The sequence below is a fragment of the Brevibacterium casei CIP 102111 genome, assembly GCF_900169275.1.
In the GTDB taxonomy this organism is placed as follows: domain Bacteria; phylum Actinomycetota; class Actinomycetes; order Actinomycetales; family Brevibacteriaceae; genus Brevibacterium; species Brevibacterium casei.
Genome location: NZ_FXZC01000001.1, coordinates 410,219 through 430,088 on the forward strand (window position 1 = coordinate 410,219; position 19,870 = coordinate 430,088).

18 protein-coding genes are annotated in these 19,870 nt (G+C 68.2%); 16 read left to right on the plus strand and 2 right to left on the minus strand.

Going from position 1 to position 19,870, the window contains the following annotated elements:
* Nucleotides 1-155: 155 nt before the first annotated feature.
* Nucleotides 156-701, plus strand: a complete 546-nt coding sequence (locus BC102111_RS01805) for a DUF421 domain-containing protein (protein ID WP_063249663.1) — start codon at nt 156-158, stop codon at nt 699-701.
* Between the two features lie 29 nt (nt 702-730).
* On the opposite strand, the gene BC102111_RS01810 is transcribed toward BC102111_RS01805, so the two are convergent.
* Nucleotides 731-1,663, minus strand: a complete 933-nt coding sequence (locus tag BC102111_RS01810) for an amidohydrolase family protein (RefSeq protein WP_063249664.1) — start codon at nt 1,661-1,663, stop codon at nt 731-733.
* 93 nt (nt 1,664-1,756) lie between these two features.
* On the opposite strand from BC102111_RS01810, the gene BC102111_RS01815 reads away from it, so the two are divergent.
* The 4 genes from BC102111_RS01815 (at nt 1,757) to BC102111_RS01830 (ending at nt 4,472) form a co-directional block, all read left to right on the plus strand.
* Nucleotides 1,757-2,641, plus strand: coding sequence for a ribonuclease FAU-1 family protein (locus tag BC102111_RS01815; protein WP_063249665.1), 885 nt, complete (start codon nt 1,757-1,759; stop codon nt 2,639-2,641).
* Between the two features lie 12 nt (nt 2,642-2,653).
* The gene (gene curA, locus BC102111_RS01820) at nt 2,654-3,682 is read left to right on the plus strand and encodes an NADPH-dependent curcumin/dihydrocurcumin reductase (RefSeq protein WP_101623446.1); all 1,029 of its coding nucleotides are present in this window, start codon (nt 2,654-2,656) and stop codon (nt 3,680-3,682) included.
* 156 nt (nt 3,683-3,838) lie between these two features.
* Nucleotides 3,839-4,144 (plus strand): nucleotidyltransferase family protein, encoded by a 306-nt coding sequence (locus tag BC102111_RS01825; protein WP_040341888.1) that lies wholly within the window; start codon nt 3,839-3,841, stop codon nt 4,142-4,144.
* Complete coding sequence (locus BC102111_RS01830) at nt 4,134-4,472, plus strand: HepT-like ribonuclease domain-containing protein (protein ID WP_009378863.1); 339 nt, start codon at nt 4,134-4,136, stop codon at nt 4,470-4,472. The genes BC102111_RS01825 and BC102111_RS01830 overlap by 11 nt, the downstream gene beginning before the upstream one ends.
* Before the next feature lie 6 nt (nt 4,473-4,478).
* On the opposite strand, the gene BC102111_RS01835 is transcribed toward BC102111_RS01830, so the two are convergent.
* Nucleotides 4,479-5,474 (minus strand): asparaginase domain-containing protein, encoded by a 996-nt coding sequence (locus BC102111_RS01835; RefSeq protein ID WP_009378864.1) that lies wholly within the window; start codon nt 5,472-5,474, stop codon nt 4,479-4,481.
* 70 nt (nt 5,475-5,544) lie between these two features.
* Between BC102111_RS01835 and BC102111_RS01840 the strand changes: the two genes are divergently transcribed.
* From BC102111_RS01840 to BC102111_RS01890, 11 genes are all read left to right on the plus strand, one after another.
* Entirely contained in the window at nt 5,545-5,982 is a 438-nt protein-coding gene (locus tag BC102111_RS01840) for an MmcQ/YjbR family DNA-binding protein (protein WP_009378865.1), read from the plus strand.
* Nucleotides 5,983-6,049: 67 nt separating this feature from the next.
* Entirely contained in the window at nt 6,050-7,513 is a 1,464-nt protein-coding gene (locus tag BC102111_RS01845; protein WP_009378868.1) for a DUF3375 domain-containing protein, read from the plus strand.
* Nucleotides 7,510-8,250, plus strand: a complete 741-nt coding sequence (locus BC102111_RS01850) for a DUF4194 domain-containing protein (protein WP_009378870.1) — start codon at nt 7,510-7,512, stop codon at nt 8,248-8,250. Before BC102111_RS01845 ends, BC102111_RS01850 begins: the two co-directional genes overlap by 4 nt.
* On the plus strand, nt 8,247-11,648 hold the full coding sequence (locus BC102111_RS01855; RefSeq protein ID WP_009378871.1) for an ATP-binding protein: 3,402 nt from the start codon (nt 8,247-8,249) through the stop codon (nt 11,646-11,648). The genes BC102111_RS01850 and BC102111_RS01855 overlap by 4 nt, the downstream gene beginning before the upstream one ends.
* Nucleotides 11,649-11,864: 216 nt before the next feature.
* Nucleotides 11,865-13,451 carry a peptide ABC transporter substrate-binding protein gene (locus BC102111_RS01860; RefSeq protein ID WP_101623447.1) on the plus strand — a complete coding sequence of 529 codons (1,587 nt, stop codon included), beginning with the start codon at nt 11,865-11,867 and terminating at the stop codon, nt 13,449-13,451.
* Nucleotides 13,452-13,506: 55 nt separating this feature from the next.
* The gene (locus BC102111_RS01865) at nt 13,507-14,640 is read left to right on the plus strand and encodes an ROK family transcriptional regulator (protein ID WP_257957698.1); all 1,134 of its coding nucleotides are present in this window, start codon (nt 13,507-13,509) and stop codon (nt 14,638-14,640) included.
* On the plus strand, nt 14,637-15,563 hold the full coding sequence (locus BC102111_RS01870) for an ABC transporter permease (RefSeq protein ID WP_197907822.1): 927 nt from the start codon (nt 14,637-14,639) through the stop codon (nt 15,561-15,563). The genes BC102111_RS01865 and BC102111_RS01870 overlap by 4 nt, the downstream gene beginning before the upstream one ends.
* Nucleotides 15,560-16,456, plus strand: coding sequence for an ABC transporter permease (locus BC102111_RS01875; RefSeq protein WP_095375459.1), 897 nt, complete (start codon nt 15,560-15,562; stop codon nt 16,454-16,456). Before BC102111_RS01870 ends, BC102111_RS01875 begins: the two co-directional genes overlap by 4 nt.
* Nucleotides 16,453-17,442 (plus strand): ABC transporter ATP-binding protein, encoded by a 990-nt coding sequence (locus tag BC102111_RS01880; RefSeq protein ID WP_009378876.1) that lies wholly within the window; start codon nt 16,453-16,455, stop codon nt 17,440-17,442. The genes BC102111_RS01875 and BC102111_RS01880 overlap by 4 nt, the downstream gene beginning before the upstream one ends.
* The gene (locus tag BC102111_RS01885) at nt 17,439-18,695 is read left to right on the plus strand and encodes an ABC transporter ATP-binding protein (protein WP_223289895.1); all 1,257 of its coding nucleotides are present in this window, start codon (nt 17,439-17,441) and stop codon (nt 18,693-18,695) included. The genes BC102111_RS01880 and BC102111_RS01885 overlap by 4 nt, the downstream gene beginning before the upstream one ends.
* The gene (locus BC102111_RS01890; RefSeq protein ID WP_232252515.1) at nt 18,692-19,861 is read left to right on the plus strand and encodes a Gfo/Idh/MocA family protein; all 1,170 of its coding nucleotides are present in this window, start codon (nt 18,692-18,694) and stop codon (nt 19,859-19,861) included. The genes BC102111_RS01885 and BC102111_RS01890 overlap by 4 nt, the downstream gene beginning before the upstream one ends.
* The last annotated feature ends 9 nt before the right edge of the window (nt 19,862-19,870 follow it).

Genomic DNA, 19,870 nt, shown 5'->3' on the forward strand with positions numbered 1-19,870 from the left:
GCTTCCGCACATCGACCGTGGCCGACAAGGGCTGTTGTCCGGTCTGCTCTCTTCTCACCCTAGAGCAGGAGAGGCGTCTCCAGCCGGAATCGGCGGGTGAGGGGCGCGGGATCTCCGCCTCCCGCCGAGTAGGATGCGGTCGGGAGGTGGCCTGCATGGAATGGCACGAATACGGACTCGACGGTGTCGACGCCCTGCGCGTCGTCGTCTCCTGCGTCGTCTTCTACTTCGGCATCATCATCGTCGTCCGTCTCTTCGGGCAACGCGCCCTGGCGAGTCTCTCGAGCTTCGACCTGGCCGCGATCATCGCCCTCGGAGCCGTCGTGGGACGGGCGATCCTCGGCGACACCCCCACTCTCGTCGCCGGTGTCCTCGCCGTCGGGACGCTGCTCATCCTCCAGGCGGTGACCGGGCAGGCGCGGCGGAGCGCCCGCATCGAGGGCATCGTCAACAGTCCCGCGATCGTCCTCATGGCGGGAGAGGAGTTTCTCACCGACAACATGGCCCGCGCCCATGTCGATCGCGTCGAAGTGGTCTCGAAGCTGCGGATGGCAGGCATCCGAGAGCTCTCCGAGGTCGCGTGCGTCATCCTCGAACCCACCGGCCAGATCAGTGTGATCAAGCGCGGCAGGCCGATCGACCCGGCGCTGCTCGATGGTGTCGTCGGGGCGGAGCGCATCCCCCGATCGGACATCGGCTGAGACGACGACACCAGCCCGTCTGACCAGGCTCACTCTTCAGTTCTCGCGTCGTCGCCAGCGACCACCTCCTCGTCCTCCTCGAGCCCGAGCAGCCTGGCCCCGTTCTCCCAGAGCACCGCGCGCATCCAGTCGTCGCCGAGGTCGAGGCCGGCGAGCCCCGAGAGCTGATCGGCGTACGGGTAGGGGATGTTCGGGAAGTCCGAGCCGAGGACGACCTTGTCCTGGAGCGCCAGGAGTCGCTCACGGAAGGCGGGGGCCACCTCGGCGGGGTGGTTGAAGAACCCGGAGACGTACATCGTCGTATCGAGGTGGACCCCGCTGTGGGCCTCGGCGAGATCGGCGAACGCGTCGTACTCGGGCATGCCCATGTGGGCGATGACGAAGTTGAGGGCGGGAAAGCGTTCGAGCACCCGTGCCACCGCCTCGGGGCCGGTGAACTCGCCGGGCAGCGGCTTCGAACCGGCGTGGATGACGATCGGCACCTGCGCCTCCGACAGCGCCGCCCACGCGGGATCGAGGACACGGTCATCAGGAGCGAAGCCGCCGACCTGCACGTGGACCTTGAACAGCCGTGCCCCGGCCTCGAGGGCTGCGGGCACGTACTCGGCGGACTCCGGTTCGGCGTAGAGCGTTCCGCAGTGGACGACGTCCGGGTGGGCTGCGGCGAACTCCCTGTTCCAGTCGTTGAGCCACGCGGCCATACCCGGTCGGTGGGGGTAGGTGAGTGCCGGGATCCGGTGGAGGCCCCAGTCGCGGAGGATCCGCAGCCGGGTGTCGGTGTCGTGACGGTAGTGGATCGGCCACGGTCGACCGTAATGCGCCTCGGCGTCGTCGAAGTAGGACCAGACCTTGTCGAGCACATTCTGCGGGAGGAAATGGACATGGATGTCGGCCAGCCCCGGCAGATCGAGCGCCTCGACATACCCCGGGATCTCCGCATCGGTGCGGGGAGGAGCGATCATGGTCCCACCCTACGTCCCGGTACGGACACAGCCGGGCAGCGACGCGGATCCGTCCCACAGGCTGCGTCCAAACACCCGCCTTAGACTGCGGGAATGGAGTACACCGACCCGTTCGCGCTCGCCGTCCCGTCGCAGGCGCGGTCTCTCGGTCAGCCCCCGTTCTGGACGCCGGGTCAGGCCGTGACCTGGACGTACAGGCGCTTCGACTTCGATCGCGACCATATCGAGGTGCTCCGGCCGATGCGGGTCATCGAGGACGGACCCGACGGCGCGGCTCTGTGGATGCCCGGGGGCACCGAGGTCACCGACACCCGGATCGTCGGATGGGAGGGCTTCAACGCCCACGACGTCCCCCTCGACGTCCGCTTCCGCCCACCCGCCGAGGCACCCCGCCGGACCATGGTGCCCACCCGCTGGCAGGGGCACGGGGTCCTCAAGCTCGCCCCGCCGAACGTCCCGTTCTCCGTGTGGGTGCTCGTCAAACCCGCCGAGGCGGCCGACCCGTCCGCCGATCCCGTCCGGATCGAGTGGTACATCAACCTCGAGAGCACCCACCTGCGCACCGCCGAGGCGGTGTTCACCAGCGATCTCATCCTCGACATCACCTTCCCCGTCGCCGAGGAGCCGCTGCACCTCCCCGGTGGCCGTCTCAATGCGCGCGGAGCCGTCTTCAAGGACGTCCACGAGATCGCCGCGGCCGCGCAGTACGGCTACTGGCCGCCCGAATGGTCGGACATCGTCCGCGGCAACGGCAGCCTCGTCCTTGACCGGCTCGAGGACCACCGATGGGCGTTCGATCCCCGGTGGGCCGGCGTCGCCCGCGACCTCGCCGGGTTCGAACCGGGGGAGAAGCCGCGGTCCGGAACGGGGGAGAAGCCGCGGCTCGGCCCGACCACCTCGGCGGACACAATTTCTCCAGGTCAGCGGGAACATCGACGCATTCCCGCGGGTTGTTACGTAAGACCGGACCACCGCTGAGAGGACATCGCTATGGCCACGAATCACCGTATCCGCCTCAACTCGCGTCCCGTGGGGATGCCGACGGCTGAGAACTTCCTCCACGACGAGGTCCCCGTCGAATCCCCGGGTGAGGGGCAGGTTCTCCTGCGCACCCTCTACCTCTCCCTCGATCCGTACATGCGGGGGAGGATGTCGGACGCGAAGTCCTACGCGCGGCCGACGGAGATCGGCGAGGTGATGGTCGGAGCGACGGTGTCCGAGGTCGTCGAGTCGCGATCTCCGGAGTTCTCTCCCGGTGACATCGTCCTCGGCTACGGCGGGTGGCAGGAGTACTCGATCGAGGACGCCTCGCAGCTGCGCCGCCTCGACCCGGAGATCGCGCCCGTGAGCACGGCGCTCGGTGTGCTCGGGATGCCGGGGTTCACCGCGTACGCAGGGCTGCTCGAGATCGGCATGCCCAAGCCGGGTGAGACCGTCGTCGTCGCCGCGGCGACCGGTCCGGTCGGCTCGGTCGTCGGGCAGATCGCGAAGATCGTCGGGGCGCGGGCCGTCGGCATCGCCGGTGGGCCGGACAAGGTCGCCCACCTCAAGGAGCTCGGGTTCGACGTCGCCCTCGACCACCGCTCCCCGAACTTCAGGCAGGAGCTCGCCGAGGCGGTTCCCGAAGGCATCGACGTCTACTTCGAGAACGTCGGCGGTAAGGTCTTCGAAGCGGTCCTGCCGCTGCTCAACACGTTCGCCCGTGTGCCCGTGTGTGGTCTCGTCTCGAGCTACAACCTCACCGAACTGCCGCCCGGACCCGACCGCACGGGACTGCTCATGTCGACGATCCTGCGGCAGTCGCTCACGGTGCGCGGCTTCATCCAGAGCGAGTTCGTCGACCGCCTGGGCGAGCAGTTCCTGTCCGACATGCGCTCGTGGATCCAGGAAGGAAAGATTCGCTACCGCGAGGACATCCGCACAGGTCTCGATCGTGCACCGGAGTACTTCAACGAACTCCTCACCGGCGGGAACTTCGGGAAGATGGTCGTCGCCGTCGGCGAGCAGAGCCAGCGTTAGTCACGGGGTCCGGGACGGCTATGGAGCCGTCCCGGACACGGGGCGGGTTGTCTGCTGCGATCTCGACGAACGGCGTGGACATTGTGTTGGGAGCCCGGATTCGGCCGGAGATATCGAGGTGTGTACTCGTTCGGCCGCGAATGGGAGACTGAGACTATGGAACCGGCAATCAGATTCGACGAAGCCGCGATTGCGCGGATCTGCGCAGCTCGCGGAGTCGAGCGATTGCGCGTCTTCGGCTCCGCAGTCTCCGACCGGTTCGATCCAGAGTCGAGCGACCTCGACTTCATCGTGGATTTCGTTCCTGGGCGTGACAGCATGTTCGATGATTATTTCGGTCTGCTCGAAGATCTCTCAGCTCTCTTCGACCGGGAGGTGGAGCTGGTGGTCGGCCGAGCACTGAAGAATCCCTACTTCCGCGAATCAGCCCTGAGCGGCGCGCAGGAACTCTATGCGGCGTGAAACCTCTGCCTGGCTGTGGGATGCCCGCGAAGCGATCGATGCCATCGGCAGTTTTGTCGATGGCGTCGATGAAAGCGAGTTCACGCACAGTCTGCTCATCCGGTCTGCGGTCGAGCGGCAGCTCGAAGTGCTGGGTGAGGCGCTCAATCGGGTGCGCAGTGCAGATCCCGAAACGGCTGCATTGATCGCAGACATCCACCGGATCATCGCTATGAGAAACGTCATCGCTCATCAGTACGGTGAGATCGACTATGCGATCGTTTGGTCAGCCGTCAACGATCGCGTTCCGCAGCTCAGGTCGACGATTGCGGCTCTGCTCTCCGACTGAACCGTCTCACCGGAAGCGGGCGAACACCTCGGCGGGGTCGAGGCCGTAACTCAGCGCGAGGGTCAGCGCGATCCGCGCCTTCCTCGCATCGAGGATCCCGGCCGGGATGAGCCCGCCCTCGAGCAGGCCGATCTCCCCGCCGACGTAACCGTACGTGCGGGTCAGGCTCGCTCCCGACCCAGGTCGGGAGGCGAGGATGACCGGCATCTGCTCGCCGAGGCGGAGGACCGCGGGCACAAGATCCTCGGGGACGTGTCCGCCGCCGACTCCGGCGAGGACGAGGCCGGCGAAGCCTGCCTCACCGAGGCGGTCGAACGTCTCCGCCGGTTCCCCCAGTCCCACCTCGGCGAGGGCGACCGCCGCGAACGCGTCGGGTCGGGGGAGTCCTGCGAACGGCGAGGCCGCCGTGCGAGGGTGCGGCGCGTGGGGGAGACGGACGACGTCCTCACTGATCCACCCGATGGCGCCGAGCACCGGACCCGAGGAGAAGGCCGCCGTCGAGGACACGTGCGCCTTGCGGACATGATGCGGATCGTGGATCTCGTCGTTGAAGACGAGGGTGGCCGGCAGGTGCCGAGCCGACGGCGAGAGCGCGGTGAGCGCGGCGGCGCGGACGTTGGCGGGGCCGTCGGCGCCGGGCAGCGTCGGATTGCGCATCGCTCCGGTCACGGCGATCGGCGTGCCCGAGTCATTGAGCAGTGAGAGCGCGAAGGCCGACTCCTCGAGGGTGTCCGTGCCCTGGGTGAGCACGATGCCGTCCGCGTCGGTCCGCCGCGCGAGGTCGACGACATCGTGGAGCATGTCGAGGGTGACGTTCGCACTCGAGACCTGGGCGACCTGGGTGAAGTCGGCCTGGAGGTCAGGCCAGATCCGGTCGAGACCAGCGGCTGCGGCGATCTCGGCTCCGCTGAGCGCCGGAGCGACCCCACCGCTGCCGTCGGCGGTCGAGGCGATGGTTCCGCCGAGCGCGGCGACGAGCAGATGGAGTGGCGTATCAGGCATGACCCCGAGTCTAGCGAGGTGACGGAGGAGATCGGGATGCTGTGTCAGTCCCCGCTGTTAGCATCCACACATGGATCCGGACACCGTGCTCAGGCTCGCCCACGAGCAGGCGATGCAGTACCCGTCCGTCGTCGTCGACCACCCGTTCGGACCCGAGTACGCCGTATACAAGGTGCGGGGGAAGATGTTCATGATGCAGTACGAGCTGCGGGGCGTGCCGAGCATCAATCTCAAGATCGACCCTCTCGACGGTGAGGTCCTCCGTGACGCCTATGCGGAGATCGCACCCGGATACCACATGAGCAAGAAGCATTGGATCACCGTCGCCGGACGAGGCGATCCCGGCGAACAGGGCGAGACCAGCGAACAGGGCGAGACGGAGTCGAACTTCGACGCCGACCTTCTCCACGACCTCGTCCTCGAGTCCTATTGCCTGGTGGTGGCGAAGCTGCCGGTCAGGGACCGCCCGGTCGATCCGATGACCTTCGGAGGGCGAAACCAGGACTGAGATGTGGGACCTGTGATCTGGGACCCCGGATTGGCGTGCATTCGCGGCGGCCCGGACAATGGAGGTCATGTCTGCCCTGAGTTCCGCACTCGCCTACAAGCGACTGCTCGAGTCCGATGAGACTCTGCGCATGCTCCGGGCCGACCACCTTCCCGTGATGGCAGTGACCCTCGATGCCCACCTCGGCCGGCCGGGCACGCGTATGATCACCGAGGACCTCCATGAGAGCATCGACTCCGACCTCGAGGATCTGCGCGACCACTTCCCGCTCGGCACCCGCACCGCGAAGGCCTACTGCGACGACTGGCGGCGCGCGGGCATCCTCGTGCGGCGGCCGGCCACCTCGGCGCGCGGGGAGACCTACGAGCTCTCCGCCGCGGGCTTCGATGCGATCCGGATGCTCGAACAGCTGCGCACCCCACCGCAGACGGCGACCGAATCCCGGCTGGTCAGCCTCGCCCAGGCGGTGCGGCAGCTCGCGATCGACACCGACCCCGACAGCGCCCGCCGACTCGCCGCGCTCCACGCCGAACGCGACCGCATCGACGCCGAGATCGCCCGCGTCCGCCGCGGCGACCCCCGCTCGATCGTGCTCGACCGGCGCCGCGCCAACGAGCGCGTCGCCGACATCCTCCAGCAGGCCCAGGGCATGCCCGCCGACTTCGCGCGCGTGCGCGCCCGGTTCGAAGAGCTCAACCAGGACCTGCGGCTCTCGATCCTCTCCGCCGAGGACTCCCAGTCGAAGGTCCTCGACGAGGTCTTCCGCGGCGTCGACCTCATCGAATCCTCCGACGAAGGTCGGACGTTCGCCGCATTCTCCGCCCTCGTCCGCGACCCCGAGCAGGCAGCGGCCTTCGACGAGGACATCGCAGCGATCCTCGACCGCGACTTCTCCGCAGCCCTCACCCCCGAGACCCGCCGGTCCCTGCGCACCCTGATGCGGCAGATGAAGGACGGCTCCCGCGAGGTCTCCGACATCCTCACCGAATTCGCCCGCGGCCTGCGTCGCTACGTCCACTCCCACGAATTCCAACGCGACCGCGTCATGCGCTCCCTCCTCCAGGACGCGCTCGCCACCGCCGCCCCGGTCGCCGCCGTGCGGCGGCCCTACGACGACGTCGGCGTCGAACTCGAGCTCTCGAGCGTTCCCCTCGGCAGCCTCGGCGAGGTCATCCTCCACGATCCCGCCGAGTTCGACGCCGGAGACGAACTCGCCGAGGCGGGGGAGGCCGACGTCGACTTCGCCGAGCTCATCGCCATCGCCCGCGAGTCCGAGATCGACTTCGCCGAGCTCACCGACAACATCAACCGCGCCATCGCCGGGACCGACTCGGTCACCGTCGCCGAGGTGCTCGAGACCTACCCGGCCACGCAGGGCCTGGCCAGCGTCGTCGGCCTTCTCTCGCTCGCGAGCACCTACGGCACCGTCGATCCCGAGGCCAGGGAGAGGATCACCTGGTCCGGCGTCGACGGCGTCGACCGCCACGCCATCATCCGCCGCCACCGTTTCACCGAAGGCATCCGACTATGACAGACACCCCCGACACCCGCCTCGACGCCGACCGGCAGGCGACCGACAGCCCCGACGGACTGTGGACCGGGGACACGGGAACGCTCGGTGAGAACACCCGCCGAGTCCTCCTCGAACTCCTCAAGGGCCCCTACGTCTCGGGCACGCAGAGCCCGCAGCTGTGGTCCGCCCTCGTCACCGACGAGGCCCTCGTCCGTTCCCGCCTCCACGAGCTCTTCCTCGACCTTGTCATCGACAAGGTCGACGAGTTCGCCTTCACCCGCAAGGTCGTCACCGACGAACTCGACGTCCCGGCCGCCGTGCGCAGCGAACGCCTGACCTTCCTCGACACCGCGATGCTCCTCGTCCTGCGCCAGCTCCTCCTCGCCGCCCCCGGAGAACGCCGGGTCATCGTCGACCGCGACGAGGTCTACGAGCGCCTCGCGATCTACCGCACCGGCGACGAGTCGACCTTCCAGCGCAACCTCAACGGCGCGTGGGGACGGATGAGCAACCGCCTGCGCGTCCTCCACAAGGTCGGCGACGACCGCTTCGAGATCTCGCCGATGGTGAGGTTCCTCATCGACGAGGACCGCGTCCGCGAGCTCATCGACGTCTACGAACGCATCGCCGGCACCGGGGAGGCCGGCACCGCCGACACAGATACCGATGACCCCGCCGAGGCGGTCGCTGACACCCGGAACGCAGGCACCGGCGACCCCGCCACGAATGTCGCCCACGGAAAGGTCGACGCATGACCGAGGCCCTCTTCCCGCTCGACGCCGCCCTCATCGCCGACCAGGCCCGCGCCCGCGGGGCGCACCGGCCCGACGTCGGCAGCCAGTGGCGGCTCTCGGAGATCCAGATCGCGAACTGGGGCACCTTCGACTCCGACATCCACCGGATCCCCGTCTCCCACCGCGGCCATCTCATCACTGGACCCTCCGGCTCCGGGAAGTCCTCCCTCCTCGACGGCATCGCCGCCGTCCTCACCCCCGACAAGTGGCTGCGCTTCAACGTCGCCGCCCAGACCGCCGGCAGCCGCGTCGACCAGCGCAGCCTCGTCAGCTACGTCCGCGGGGCCTGGACGCGGACCGCGGACTCCGACGAGGACCGAGTGGTGAGCAAGTACCTGCGGCCCCGTGCCACGTGGAGCGGCATCGTGCTGCGCTACGACAACGGCTCCGACCGTCCGCTCACCCTGGCCCGGCTCTTCTTCCTCAAGGGATCGAGCACGACCGCGGCCGACCTCGCCGACGTGTGCCTGCTCGAACGCGCCGGCCTCGACCTCGCCGACCTCCAGCAGTACGCGCGCACCGGACTCGAGACCCGCAGACTCAAGGCCGATCACCCCGAGGCGGTCATCACCTCGAACGGCATGCACGCGAAGTTCTACGCCCGGATGCGCAAGGTCTTCGGCATGGCCAGCGATGCCGCCCTCCAGCTGCTCCACAAGACGCAGTCGGCGAAGAGCCTCGACAGCCTCGACCGACTCTTCCGCGACCACATGCTCGAGGTCCCCAACACCTTCGCCCTCGCCGACACGGCGGTGAGCGAATTCGGTGACCTCAAGGACGCCCACGACCACGTCGTCGAACTCCGTCGCCAACGCGACCACCTCCTCCAGCTGCGCGACGCCGCGACACGCTACGACTCGGCCCACGAGGCCGAAGCCCAGGCCGTCGCCCTCAACGACGCCCTCCTGCCGTTCCAGAAGCGCCGCGAGCTCGACGTCCTGCGCACCGAGCTGAGCGCCCGCAGCCGCGACCTCGTCGAACTCGAGGTTGCCGCCGATCGCGCCAAACGCGACTACGACACCGCCGTCGACGACTACGACCTCGCCCGCCGGGCCACCCTCGAACTCGGCGGCGCCGAAGCCGAGCACCTCCAGCAGCGCATCGCCACCGCCGAGACCGAACGGCGCGCCGTCGCCGACCGCTGGGCCGGCCTCGAACGCCGACTCGAACAGGCGGGCATCGACCACGCACCCACCTCGGCGGCCGAGTTCGCCGCACTCCAGGAGCAGATCGCCGCCGCCCTCGACGACGACTCCGAGAGCGGACCCAGCCACGCCGATCACGACCGCTTCTCGACGGCACGCCGTCGGGTCAGGGACCTCGAGGCCGAGATCGACTCGCTGCGGAAGTCCGGGTCGACCGTGCCCGGCAGCCTCCTCGAGATCCGCCGCGAACTCGCCGAGGGCACCGGCCTGAGCGAGAAGGCGCTGCCGTTCGCCGCCGAGCTCATCGAAGTCGACCCCGCCCACGCGCAGTGGACGGGAGCGATCGAACGCGTGCTCCGACCCTTCGCGCTCACCGTCCTCGTCCGGCAGGAGAACCTCGGCGCCGTCCGCTCCTGGGTCGACGCCCACCGGGTCAGGGGACGTCTCGTCTTCGAGGAGATCCCGGCCAAGGCTCCCAAGCCGCGACCCGCGAGCAGCGAGAAGTCCCTGGTCAACAAGATCGACGTCGCCGAATCGGGATTCGGCGAATGGGTCCGCTCGGCCCTGTCCGAACGCTTCGACGTCGCCTGCGTCGACCGTCCGGACGACCTCGACGACTACGCCCGCGCCGTCACCCTGGCCGGTCAGATCAAGTCCTCACGCACCCGATACGAGAAGGACGACCGGCGCCGCATCGACGACCGCAGCAACTGGGTGCTCGGCAACCGGGACGCCAAGCTCGACGCGCTCATCGACTCCCTCCGCGACGCGCAGACGGAGCTGGCTGCAGCCGAGGAGATCGTCCGCGCCGCGACCGCGGAGACCGCCCTGGCCAACCGCCGCAAGGGCATCCTCGCCGGCATCCGCGAACAGTCGTGGCGTGACATCGACACTGCCGGCGCCGAGGCGGCGATCACGGCGCTCGAGAAGCAGCTGAGCGACCTCGAGGCCGCCGACGGCGACCTCCAGCAGGCGATCGGCGCCGAACGTCGGGCCCGTGCGGCCAAAGAGTCCGCCGAGGCGCAGACCCGTGACGCCGACTATGCGCTGCGGCGGGCGAACGAGCAGATCAGCGACCTGCGTGCCGACATCGACCGCCTCACCGAGGACATCGACGCCGGCCGCATCCTCGAGGTCGACCCCGCCCTCGCCGACGCCCTCGATGCCCGCTTCGGGAAGGTCGAGGGCAGCATCGGCCGGGAGACCCTCGCCGAGGCGGGCCAGCAGGTGTCCCAGACCCTGCAGGCAGAGAAGGACCGCGCGCAGGCGGCGGCGAGCGAGGCCGGTCAGGCCGTGACCCGGTTGGCCGCGGAGTTCAAGGCGGCCTGGCCGTCGGTGGCCGTCCAGCTCACGGCCGAGGTCGCTGACCGCCACGACTACCTCGTCATGCTCGACGAGATCGAAGCCCACGGTCTGCCCGACCACGAGAACCGGTTTCGCGACCTCCTGCGCGAGCGCTCCCGCGACCTCATCGGGGAGCTCCTCAACGAGATCTACGCCGCCTCGCACGAGATCGAGGACCGGGTCGCCCCGATCAACTCCTCCCTCCTGCGCTCCCGATTCGACGAAGGCCGCTACCTCCGGCTCAAGGTCAAGACCCGCCGCAGCGAGACCGTCAACGCCTTCATCGCCGACCTCCGCCGGATCGTCGGCGGCGGCTGGAACGAAGACGACAGCGAGACTGCGGAAGAGAGGTACGCGACCCTCGCCGAGGTGATGCGCCGCTTCGCCTCGAGCGAGCACGTCGATCGGGTATGGCGGACCCAGTGCCTCGACACCCGACTGCACGTGAGCTTCCTCGCCGAGGAGATCGACGACCACGGCCGCGCGCACGCGACTTACGACTCGGGAGCGGCGATGTCCGGCGGACAGCAGCAGAAGCTCGTCATCTTCTGCCTCGCCGCCGCCCTGCGCTACCAGCTCGCCGACCCCGACGAGGCGATCTCGAAGTACGGCACGATCATCCTCGACGAGGCCTTCGACAAGGCCGATGCCCGGTACACGCGGATGGCGCTCGACGTCTTCCTCGAATTCGGCTTCCACATGGTGCTCGCGACCCCGCAGAAGCTGCTCCAGACGATCGAACCCTACGTCGGTGCTGCGACCTCGATCGAGAACCCGAGCCGGCAGAAGACCCTGGCCTCGACGATGGTGTGGGAGACCGGCGACGGCAGCCACGGTGAAGGTGCGCGAGCCGAGACGCCGGTGACCTGACCGGCCCGCTCACCGTCACCGCCAGCGAACCGATCTTTCCCCGCCGCGCCTGTTGACTTTGTTTTTTCAATAGATAAACTAACTAACCATGCGGCTGTGACAGCCGCCACAGGGGAGTCGGGATACCTGGAATTCCCCGTACTCACCATCACGCTGACCGGAACCGCCCGGTCCGACCTCCGCAGTTCACCGACGAACGGAACGAAGGACACGTCAATGAAGACGAAGCGTCACCTGCTCACCCTTTCCGCCCTGGCCGCCTCGGCGGTCCTCCTCGCCTCCGGCTGCTCCTCGGGCTCCTCATCCTCGACCCCGGAGGGCGATGGAAGCCTGTCGTTCAACACCTCCGAGCCGAAATCGATTCTGCCCCAGAAGGAACCGGGCTCGCAGATCGGCATGGCATTGTGCGCGAACCTCATGGAGATGAATGTCGAGAACCAGGAGTACGAACCGCTCGTCGCCGAGTCCGTCGAATCCAAGGATGCGAAGAACTGGACGATCAAGCTCAAGGACGGGTGGACCTTCCAGGACGGCACCCCGGTGACGTCCGCTTCGTTCGTCGATGCGTGGAACAAGACCGCCTACGGCCCGAACGCCTGGCAGGGCAACGGCTCCTTCACCACCTTCGAGGGCTACTCCGATCTCAATCCCGCCGAGGGAGAACCGAAGACGAAGGAGCTCTCAGGAGTGAGAGCTCCCGACGACAAGACGATCGAAGTCACGCTCAACGCCCCCAACGCCGACTTCCCGATGCTTCTGTCGACCAACCCGCTCTGTCCGCTGCCGCAGGCCGCGTTCGACAACCCTGAAGAGTACGAGAAGAACCCGATCGGCAACGGTCCCTACAAGTTCACGTCATGGGATCACGGGGTCCAGGTCGACCTTGAGAAGTGGAAGGAGTTCCCCGGTGGAGAGGCCTTCTCCGGAGGAGCGGAGTCCCTCGTCGCGAAGATCTACACCGGCATCGACGCCGCCTACACGGACTTCACGGCGGGCAACCTCGACATGATGCGCAACTCCACCCCGCAGATCGTCGAGAAGGCGAAGACCGACGTCGGCGAGGACGCGATCTACGAGGTGCAGACCGGAAGCAAACAGGATTCCCTGCAGTTCCCCGAATACATCGAGGAGCTGAGGAACCCCGACTTCCGCAAGGCCGTGTCTCTGTCGATCGACCGCAAGAAGACCGTCGACGCACTGCTCAAAGGGCAGGGGATGCCCTCGGATTCGCTGCTGTCGCCGAGCCTCGAGGCCTATCAGGAGGGTGCCTGCGAATCGTGCACCTTCGACCCTGCGAAGGCCAAGCAGCTGCTCGAGAAGTCAGGATTCACCGGCACCCTGCAGATCTCCTATGCCAGCGGTGGAAGCGACCAGCTCATCCAGGCGATCGCCCGTCAGATCCAGGACAACCTCGGCATCGAGGTCAAGCTCGACCCGGTTCTGCCCACTGAGCTCTCGGAGAAGCGCAACACCGGCAAGCTCGAAGGTGCCGTCTACGGTCTGTGGGGGTGGACGTACAAGAGCCCCGACCAGTTCCTCAGCCAGTACCAGACCGGCGGTGACGGCAACCAGGCGACCCAGTACAGGAATCCGAAGGTCGATGAGCTCCTCGAACAGGCCAGGGGCGAGCAGGACGAGGCCAAGCGCAACGAGCTGTTCACACAGGCGGAGGCGCTCATCCTCGAGGACATGCCGGCCGTGCCCCTCTTCATCCCCAAGGACTACGGGCTGCGCTCGCCGGGCGCGGCGACGAACGAAGTCCAGGGCGACATCCAGTTCTACCGGGCCGGCTATGCCTGCTGATCACGAGACGAGGTAGCCGCTCATCGGCCTCAAACAGCGCAACACAGGACTCATCCTGCGCCACCTCCTCCACAATCCCGGGCTCTCCCGATCGGAAGTGGCGAAGAGCGTCGGACTCTCCGCTCCAACGGTCACGAATCTCACCGGTGAACTCATCGACCACGGATTCCTCCGAGGACTGGTGTCGAAGTCCGGCAGCATGGGGCGTCCGCGGGTGCCCTTGGCAGTCGATCCGGACCGCCGTGCGGTGCTCGGCATCCATCTCGGCCCGCAGGTCACGGGTCTGACGATCATGGGTCTCGACGGCACGGAGAAGGTCTCCGAACTCGTGCCGCACGGAGACCTTCCCGGTCCTGAAGCGATCGCGAAGGTCGTCACGGCGGCCGAGCGACTCACCGCCGACAGGGAACCGGGTGAACTGCTCGGCACCGGGATCGCGACCGGCGGGCAGGTCGACGTGGGAGAAGGCGTCGTCCTCGACCACCCGAGCGCCGGGTGGCGCGATCTCGATGCGATCTCACCGTTCCGTGCCGCGCTCAGCGGGCCGATCGTCTTCGATCACAATGTCCGCGCCGCCGCCCAGTGGGAGCTGCTCTACGGTGTCGGTCGGGTCACCGACGACTTCCTCCTCCTCGTCGTCGCCTCGGACGTCGGCTGCATCAGCGTGCGGCAGGGAGCCATCCGCCACGGCGCGAGCCGACGGGCCGGAATCATCTCCCACCTCACGGTGCCCGGATCCACCGTGGTCTGCGAGTGCGGTCGCACCGGCTGCTTCGCGGCCGCCGCCAGCGACGATGCCCTCGTCCGGCAGGCACACACGGCAGGACTGACCGACATCTCCTACCTCGACCTCCTCGTCAGGCTCGCGGACACCGGGGATGCCACCGCCTCGGCGCTGCTGAGCGAACGCAACCGCGCCATCAGCTGCACGGCGGCCGCGCTCTTCGACCTCGACGACCCCGGTCGGCTCGTCATCGCCGGTTCCCCCGCCGAGGTGGCCGACCACTTCGAGGAGATCCGCACCGGAGTCGGTCGGGAGTCCGTCCTCGGGGAGGCCGCCTCCGAGCGGGTCGTCGTCTCCAATGGCCACCTCATGAGTCTTACGCACTACGCGGCGAGTTCGATGGTGGCAAAGGTCCTCGAGGATCCGCTCGCCCACGTGAGCGGTGACGCGCGTCTGGGGGCATGATGGTCGCCTACACGATCCGTCGCGTGCTCCAGATGATCCCCGTGGTCATCGGCGCGACCTTCATCATCTACGCTCTCACCTTCGCGATGCCCGGCGACCCGATCGCCGCCGTCACCGGGTCGCGCCCACTGCCCGCGGCGACGGTCCAGCAGATCCGCGAGGCCTACCACCTCAACGACCCGTTCCTCGTCCAGTACGGGCAGTACATGCTCGGTCTGCTGCGCGGCGACCTCGGCATCGATCTCTTCGGTCGTCCCGTCGCCGGTCTCATCGCCGAGCGCCTGCCGGTGACTCTGCAGCTCGGCCTCACAGCGTGGGCGCTCAAGCTCGTGATCGGACTGCTCATCGGGATCTACTCGGGGCTCAAATACAACCGTCCCGCTGACCACTTCGCGCTCTTCTTCACGGTCTTCTTCATCGGCGTTCCCGGCTTCGTCGTCGCCCTCGGCGCGCAGACCCTCTTCGGGGTCAAGCTCAACTGGGTCGACCCAGCGGGCATCGGAGCCGGCTGGCCGATGGCGTTCATCCTCCCGGCCCTCGTCATGGCCGTCGAAGCCTCCGCGGGCCTCGCCCGGCTCACCCGCACCAGCCTCGTCGAGGTCCTGCGCGCCGGCTACATGCGCACGGCCATGGCGAAGGGGCTGAGCCCGCAGCGCCAGATCTGGGGCCACGCCCTGCGCAACACGATGATCCCCGTCTCGACGTATCTCGGTCTCAGCCTCGCCGGAATGCTCGGGGGCACGGTGATCATCGAAGCGATCTTCAACATCCCCGGCATCGGCCAGCTCATGGTCGACGCCATCAACAACAAGGAGGGCACGGTCGTCGTCGGCATCGCGACATTCCTCGTCATCGCCTACCTCGTCTTCAACCTCCTCGTCGACCTCATGTACGGCATCATCGATCCGAGGGTGAGAGTATGACCCAGCAGCTGACCGAGTCCGCCCCGGTCTCGACCCAGACCCCGCCCAAGCGCCACCGCCTCCGTTCCCTGCTCCGACGCCCGCGCCTCATCCTCTCCGCGAGCCTCGTGCTCGTCATGATCGTCATGGCCGCCGTCCCGCAGCTCTTCACCGGCTTCGGACCCGGACCGCTCGAGGGCTGCGACATCCTCAACAGCAACCTGCCGCCGAGCAGCGATCACTGGTTCGGCTACGACCCGCAGGGGTGCGACTACTACACCAACGTCATCTACGGCGCGCGGGCCTCGATCGTCGTCGGCCTCCTCGTCTCGATCGCCTCGTTCGTCATCTCAGCGATCCTCGGCGCGATCGCCGGATTCTATGGCGGCTGGGTCGACGCGATCATCTCCCGCGTCTGCGACATCGCCTTCGGCCTGCCCTTCATCCTCGCCGCGATCGTCATCCTCCAGCTCTTCCCCGAACGATCCATCCTCACCGTCGCCTTCGCCCTCGCTCTCTTCGCGTGGCCCGGCGGAGTGCGGTTCATGCGCTCCTCGGTCCTTGCGATCAGGGACCGTGAGTTCGTCCAGGCCACCCGGGTCCTCGGCAGCAGCGACTCGCGGCTGATCTTCTCCCACATCGTCCCCAACTCGCTCACCCCGCTCCTCGTCCTCCAGACGCTGGGGATCGGCGGGGCCATCGGCGCCGAGGCGGGGCTGACGTTCATCGGCATCGGACTCACCCCGCCGTCGGTGTCGTGGGGCCTTCAGCTCTCCGTCGCCCGCGAGTACGTCTCCACGGTGCCCCATCTCCTCATCTTCCCCGCCGTGTTCCTGTCCGTGACCGTGCTCGCCTTCGTCCTCTTCGGCGAGGCTCTGCGCGACGAGCTCGACCCGAACGGAGCGAACCGATGACCGGCACACCGTCTCCCGACCTCACCGTCACCGACCTCGTCGTCGAGTTCGCGACTCCCCGCGGCACCGTGCGTGCGGTCGACTCCGTCGATTTCCGCGTCCCCTCGGGCAGAGCGCTCGGCATCCTCGGCGAGTCAGGGTCGGGGAAGTCGGTGACCGCCTCGGCGGTCATGGGACTGTTGCCCACTCCACCCGCGCGGATCCGCTCCGGGTCCGTCCGCCTCGGCGAGGAGGAGCTCATCGGGATGCCGGAGCGGCGCCGACGCCGGATCATCGGCTCGTCGCTGAGCATGGTCTTCCAGGATGCGCTCTCCGCGCTCAACCCGGTCCATCCGGTCGGTCGGCAGATCGCGGAGCTCTACCGCGTCCACCGCGGCATGGGCCGGTCGGCGGCGAAGGCCGCGGCGGTTGAGATGATGCGCCGTGTGCGCATCCCCGACCCCGAGGCCAGGGCAAGGGACTTCCCCCACCAGTTCTCCGGCGGGATGCGCCAGCGCATCGTCATCGCCATGGCGCTCGCCCTCGACCCCGACGTCCTCATCGCCGACGAGCCGACGACGGCGCTCGACGTCACCGTCCAGGCGCAGATCCTCGACCTGCTCCGCGAGCAGCAGGAGGCGCGGAGCATGAGCCTCGTCCTCATCACCCACGACATCAACGTCGTGCGCGAGGTCACCGACGATCTCATCGTCATGTACGGTGGGCGGGTCGTCGAATCGGGTCCCACCGCCGAGGTGCTCGCCTCCCCGGCGCATCCGTACACCAGGGGTCTCGCCCGGTCGATGGGCGCCGAGGTGGTCAAGGGGGAGAGGATCCCTGCGATCCCGGGTGCGCCGCCGGACCTGCTCAACCTGCCCGGCGGGTGCGCCTTCGCCCCGCGATGCGAGTTCGCGACGGAGAAGTGCGCACAGCTTCCCCAGCGCCTGCCGACCGGACCTGACAGAACCAGCGCATGCTGGCTGAGCGAGAGGGTGGCTTCCCTGTGACGACGACTTCACTGACCTCCCCTGCGCTGGGCCCGTCGGCGCGCACTCGGGAGGTGCTGGGCGGCTCGGTGGCCGAGCCGGCCGGGTCCACGCCGCTGATCGAGCTGCGCCACGTCTCCCGGACGTACAAGCTCAAACGCCCTCTGCCGATCGGGCGGCACCGGATCGTCAGCGCCCTCGACGATGTCAGCCTGACCATCGGAGACGCGGAGACCCTCGGCGTCATCGGCGAATCCGGCTGCGGCAAGTCGACGCTCGCCCGCATCGTCTCCGGTCTCGAGTCGCCGAGCGAGGGTCAGGTGCTCTTCTCGGGTGAGGACGTCACAGGGCTGTCCAAGTCGGCGTGGAAGGAGATGCGTCGCAACATCCAGCTCATCTTCCAGGACCCCTCGAGCTCGCTCGACCCGCGCAAGAGCGTCGCGAAGATCGTCGGCGAACCCTTCGAGATCCACCGCGACCTGCTGCCGCCGGGGAAGCGACGGGCCAAGGTCGGGGAGCTGCTCGAACTCGTCGGCCTCAACCCCGACCACGCCGACCGGCTGCCGCACCAGTTCTCGGGCGGGCAGCAGCAGCGCATCGGCATCGCTCGGGGGATCGCACTCGAACCCCGCCTGCTCGTCTGCGACGAAGCGGTGTCCGCGCTCGATGTCTCCGTGCGGGCCCAGATCGTCAACCTTCTCGCCGATCTCCAGGAGGAGTTCGGGATGAGCTACCTCTTCATCGCCCACGACCTGCAGATCGTCGAGCACATGTCCGATCGGGTCATCACCATGTACCTCGGCCGGATCGCCGAAAGCGGTCCCACAGAAGAGGTCTACACGCGCACCGCGCACCCCTACACCGGGGCGCTGCTCTCAGCGGCCCCGGAGCTGCGGACGCCCACCGGCATCGAGCGCGAGCACATCGTCCTCAGCGGCGATCCGCCCTCGCCGATCGACCCGCCGACCGGCTGCCGGTTCCGCACCCGGTGCTGGATGGCCGCCGAGATCTGTGCGACATCCGTCCCGGAGCCGGTGACCATCGCTTCTTTGCACGGGGGCGATGCCCGACCCGCAGGGGAACCAGCCGCTGCCCCCACAGACGCGGCGGACAGTGCGCGCCCGCACGCCGCAGACAGCGCCGCCGCTGCGGACAGTGACCGCCCGCACGCCGCGGACGGCGACCGCCCCGCCTCTCACACGGCGATGTGCCACTTCGCCTCCGAGGTGCCCGCAGCGCTCTCCCCGACCACGAAGAAGGACACCCCAGAATGAGCTCCACCATGAAGATCGGCATCGTCGGATTCGGGCTGCGAGCGGGACTGTGGCGCTACGCGCACTCGCCCGCGGACGGACACGAGGTGACGATCATCTGTGACATCAGCGAACGCGGTCGCAGAGACGCCGCAGACCGGATCCCCACGGCTGCGATCACCGACGACCTCGGCGACGTCCTCTCCGCCGGACTCGACGCCGTCCTCGTCCTCACCCCCGATCACGCGCACGCTCCGGTCGCGATCGCCTGCCTCGAGGCGGGGATCCCGACCTTCTGCGAGAAGCCGCTGGCGACGACGATCGAGGACGCCGACGCGATCCTCACCGCCGCCGCGAGGAACCGCGCGCGCCTCTACGTCGGCCACAACATGCGGCACATGCCGGCGATGCGGACGATGAAGGACATCATCGACTCCGGACGGATCGGCGAGGTCAAAGCGGTGTGGTGCCGCCATTTCGTCGGCCACGGCGGCGACTACTACTTCAAGGACTGGCACGCGGACAGGCGGAAGTCGACGGGACTGCTCCTGCAGAAGGGCGCCCACGACATCGACGTCATCCACTGGCTGGCCGGTTCGTACACCCGTGTCACGGCGGCGATGGGCGCGCTCACGGTCTACGGGGACGTCGGCGATCGCGCCGACAACTCCGACAAGCGGATGGGGGACTGGTTCGACCTCGGCACCTGGCCCCCGCAGGAGCAGACAGGGCTCAACGAGACCATCGACGTCGAGGACATCTCGCAGGTGAACATGACCCTGCGCAGCGGGGCGCTGGCGAGCTACGAACAGTGTCACTTCACTCCCGACTACTGGCGCAACTACACGGTCATCGGCACCCGCGGCCGGATCGAGAACTTCGGCGACGGTGACGGCGACGAAATCGGCATCTGGGACCGTCGGCACTACGGCTCGGCACCCCCGGACGAGACGGTCGTCGTCTCCGGCGGCGACGGCGGGCACGGGGGCGCGGACCCGCTCCTCATCGCCGAGTTCCTCCGCTTCGCCCGCGAGGGCGGACCCACGGAGACCTCACCCGTGGCGGCCCGGGAAGCCGTCGCCGTCGGCTGTCAGGCGACCGCTTCCCTGCGAAAGGGCGGATCGGCGCTGCCCGTTCCGCCTCTCGACCCCGAGGTCGCCGACTACTTCGCGCGCGGGCAGGTCTGAGCACCGCCT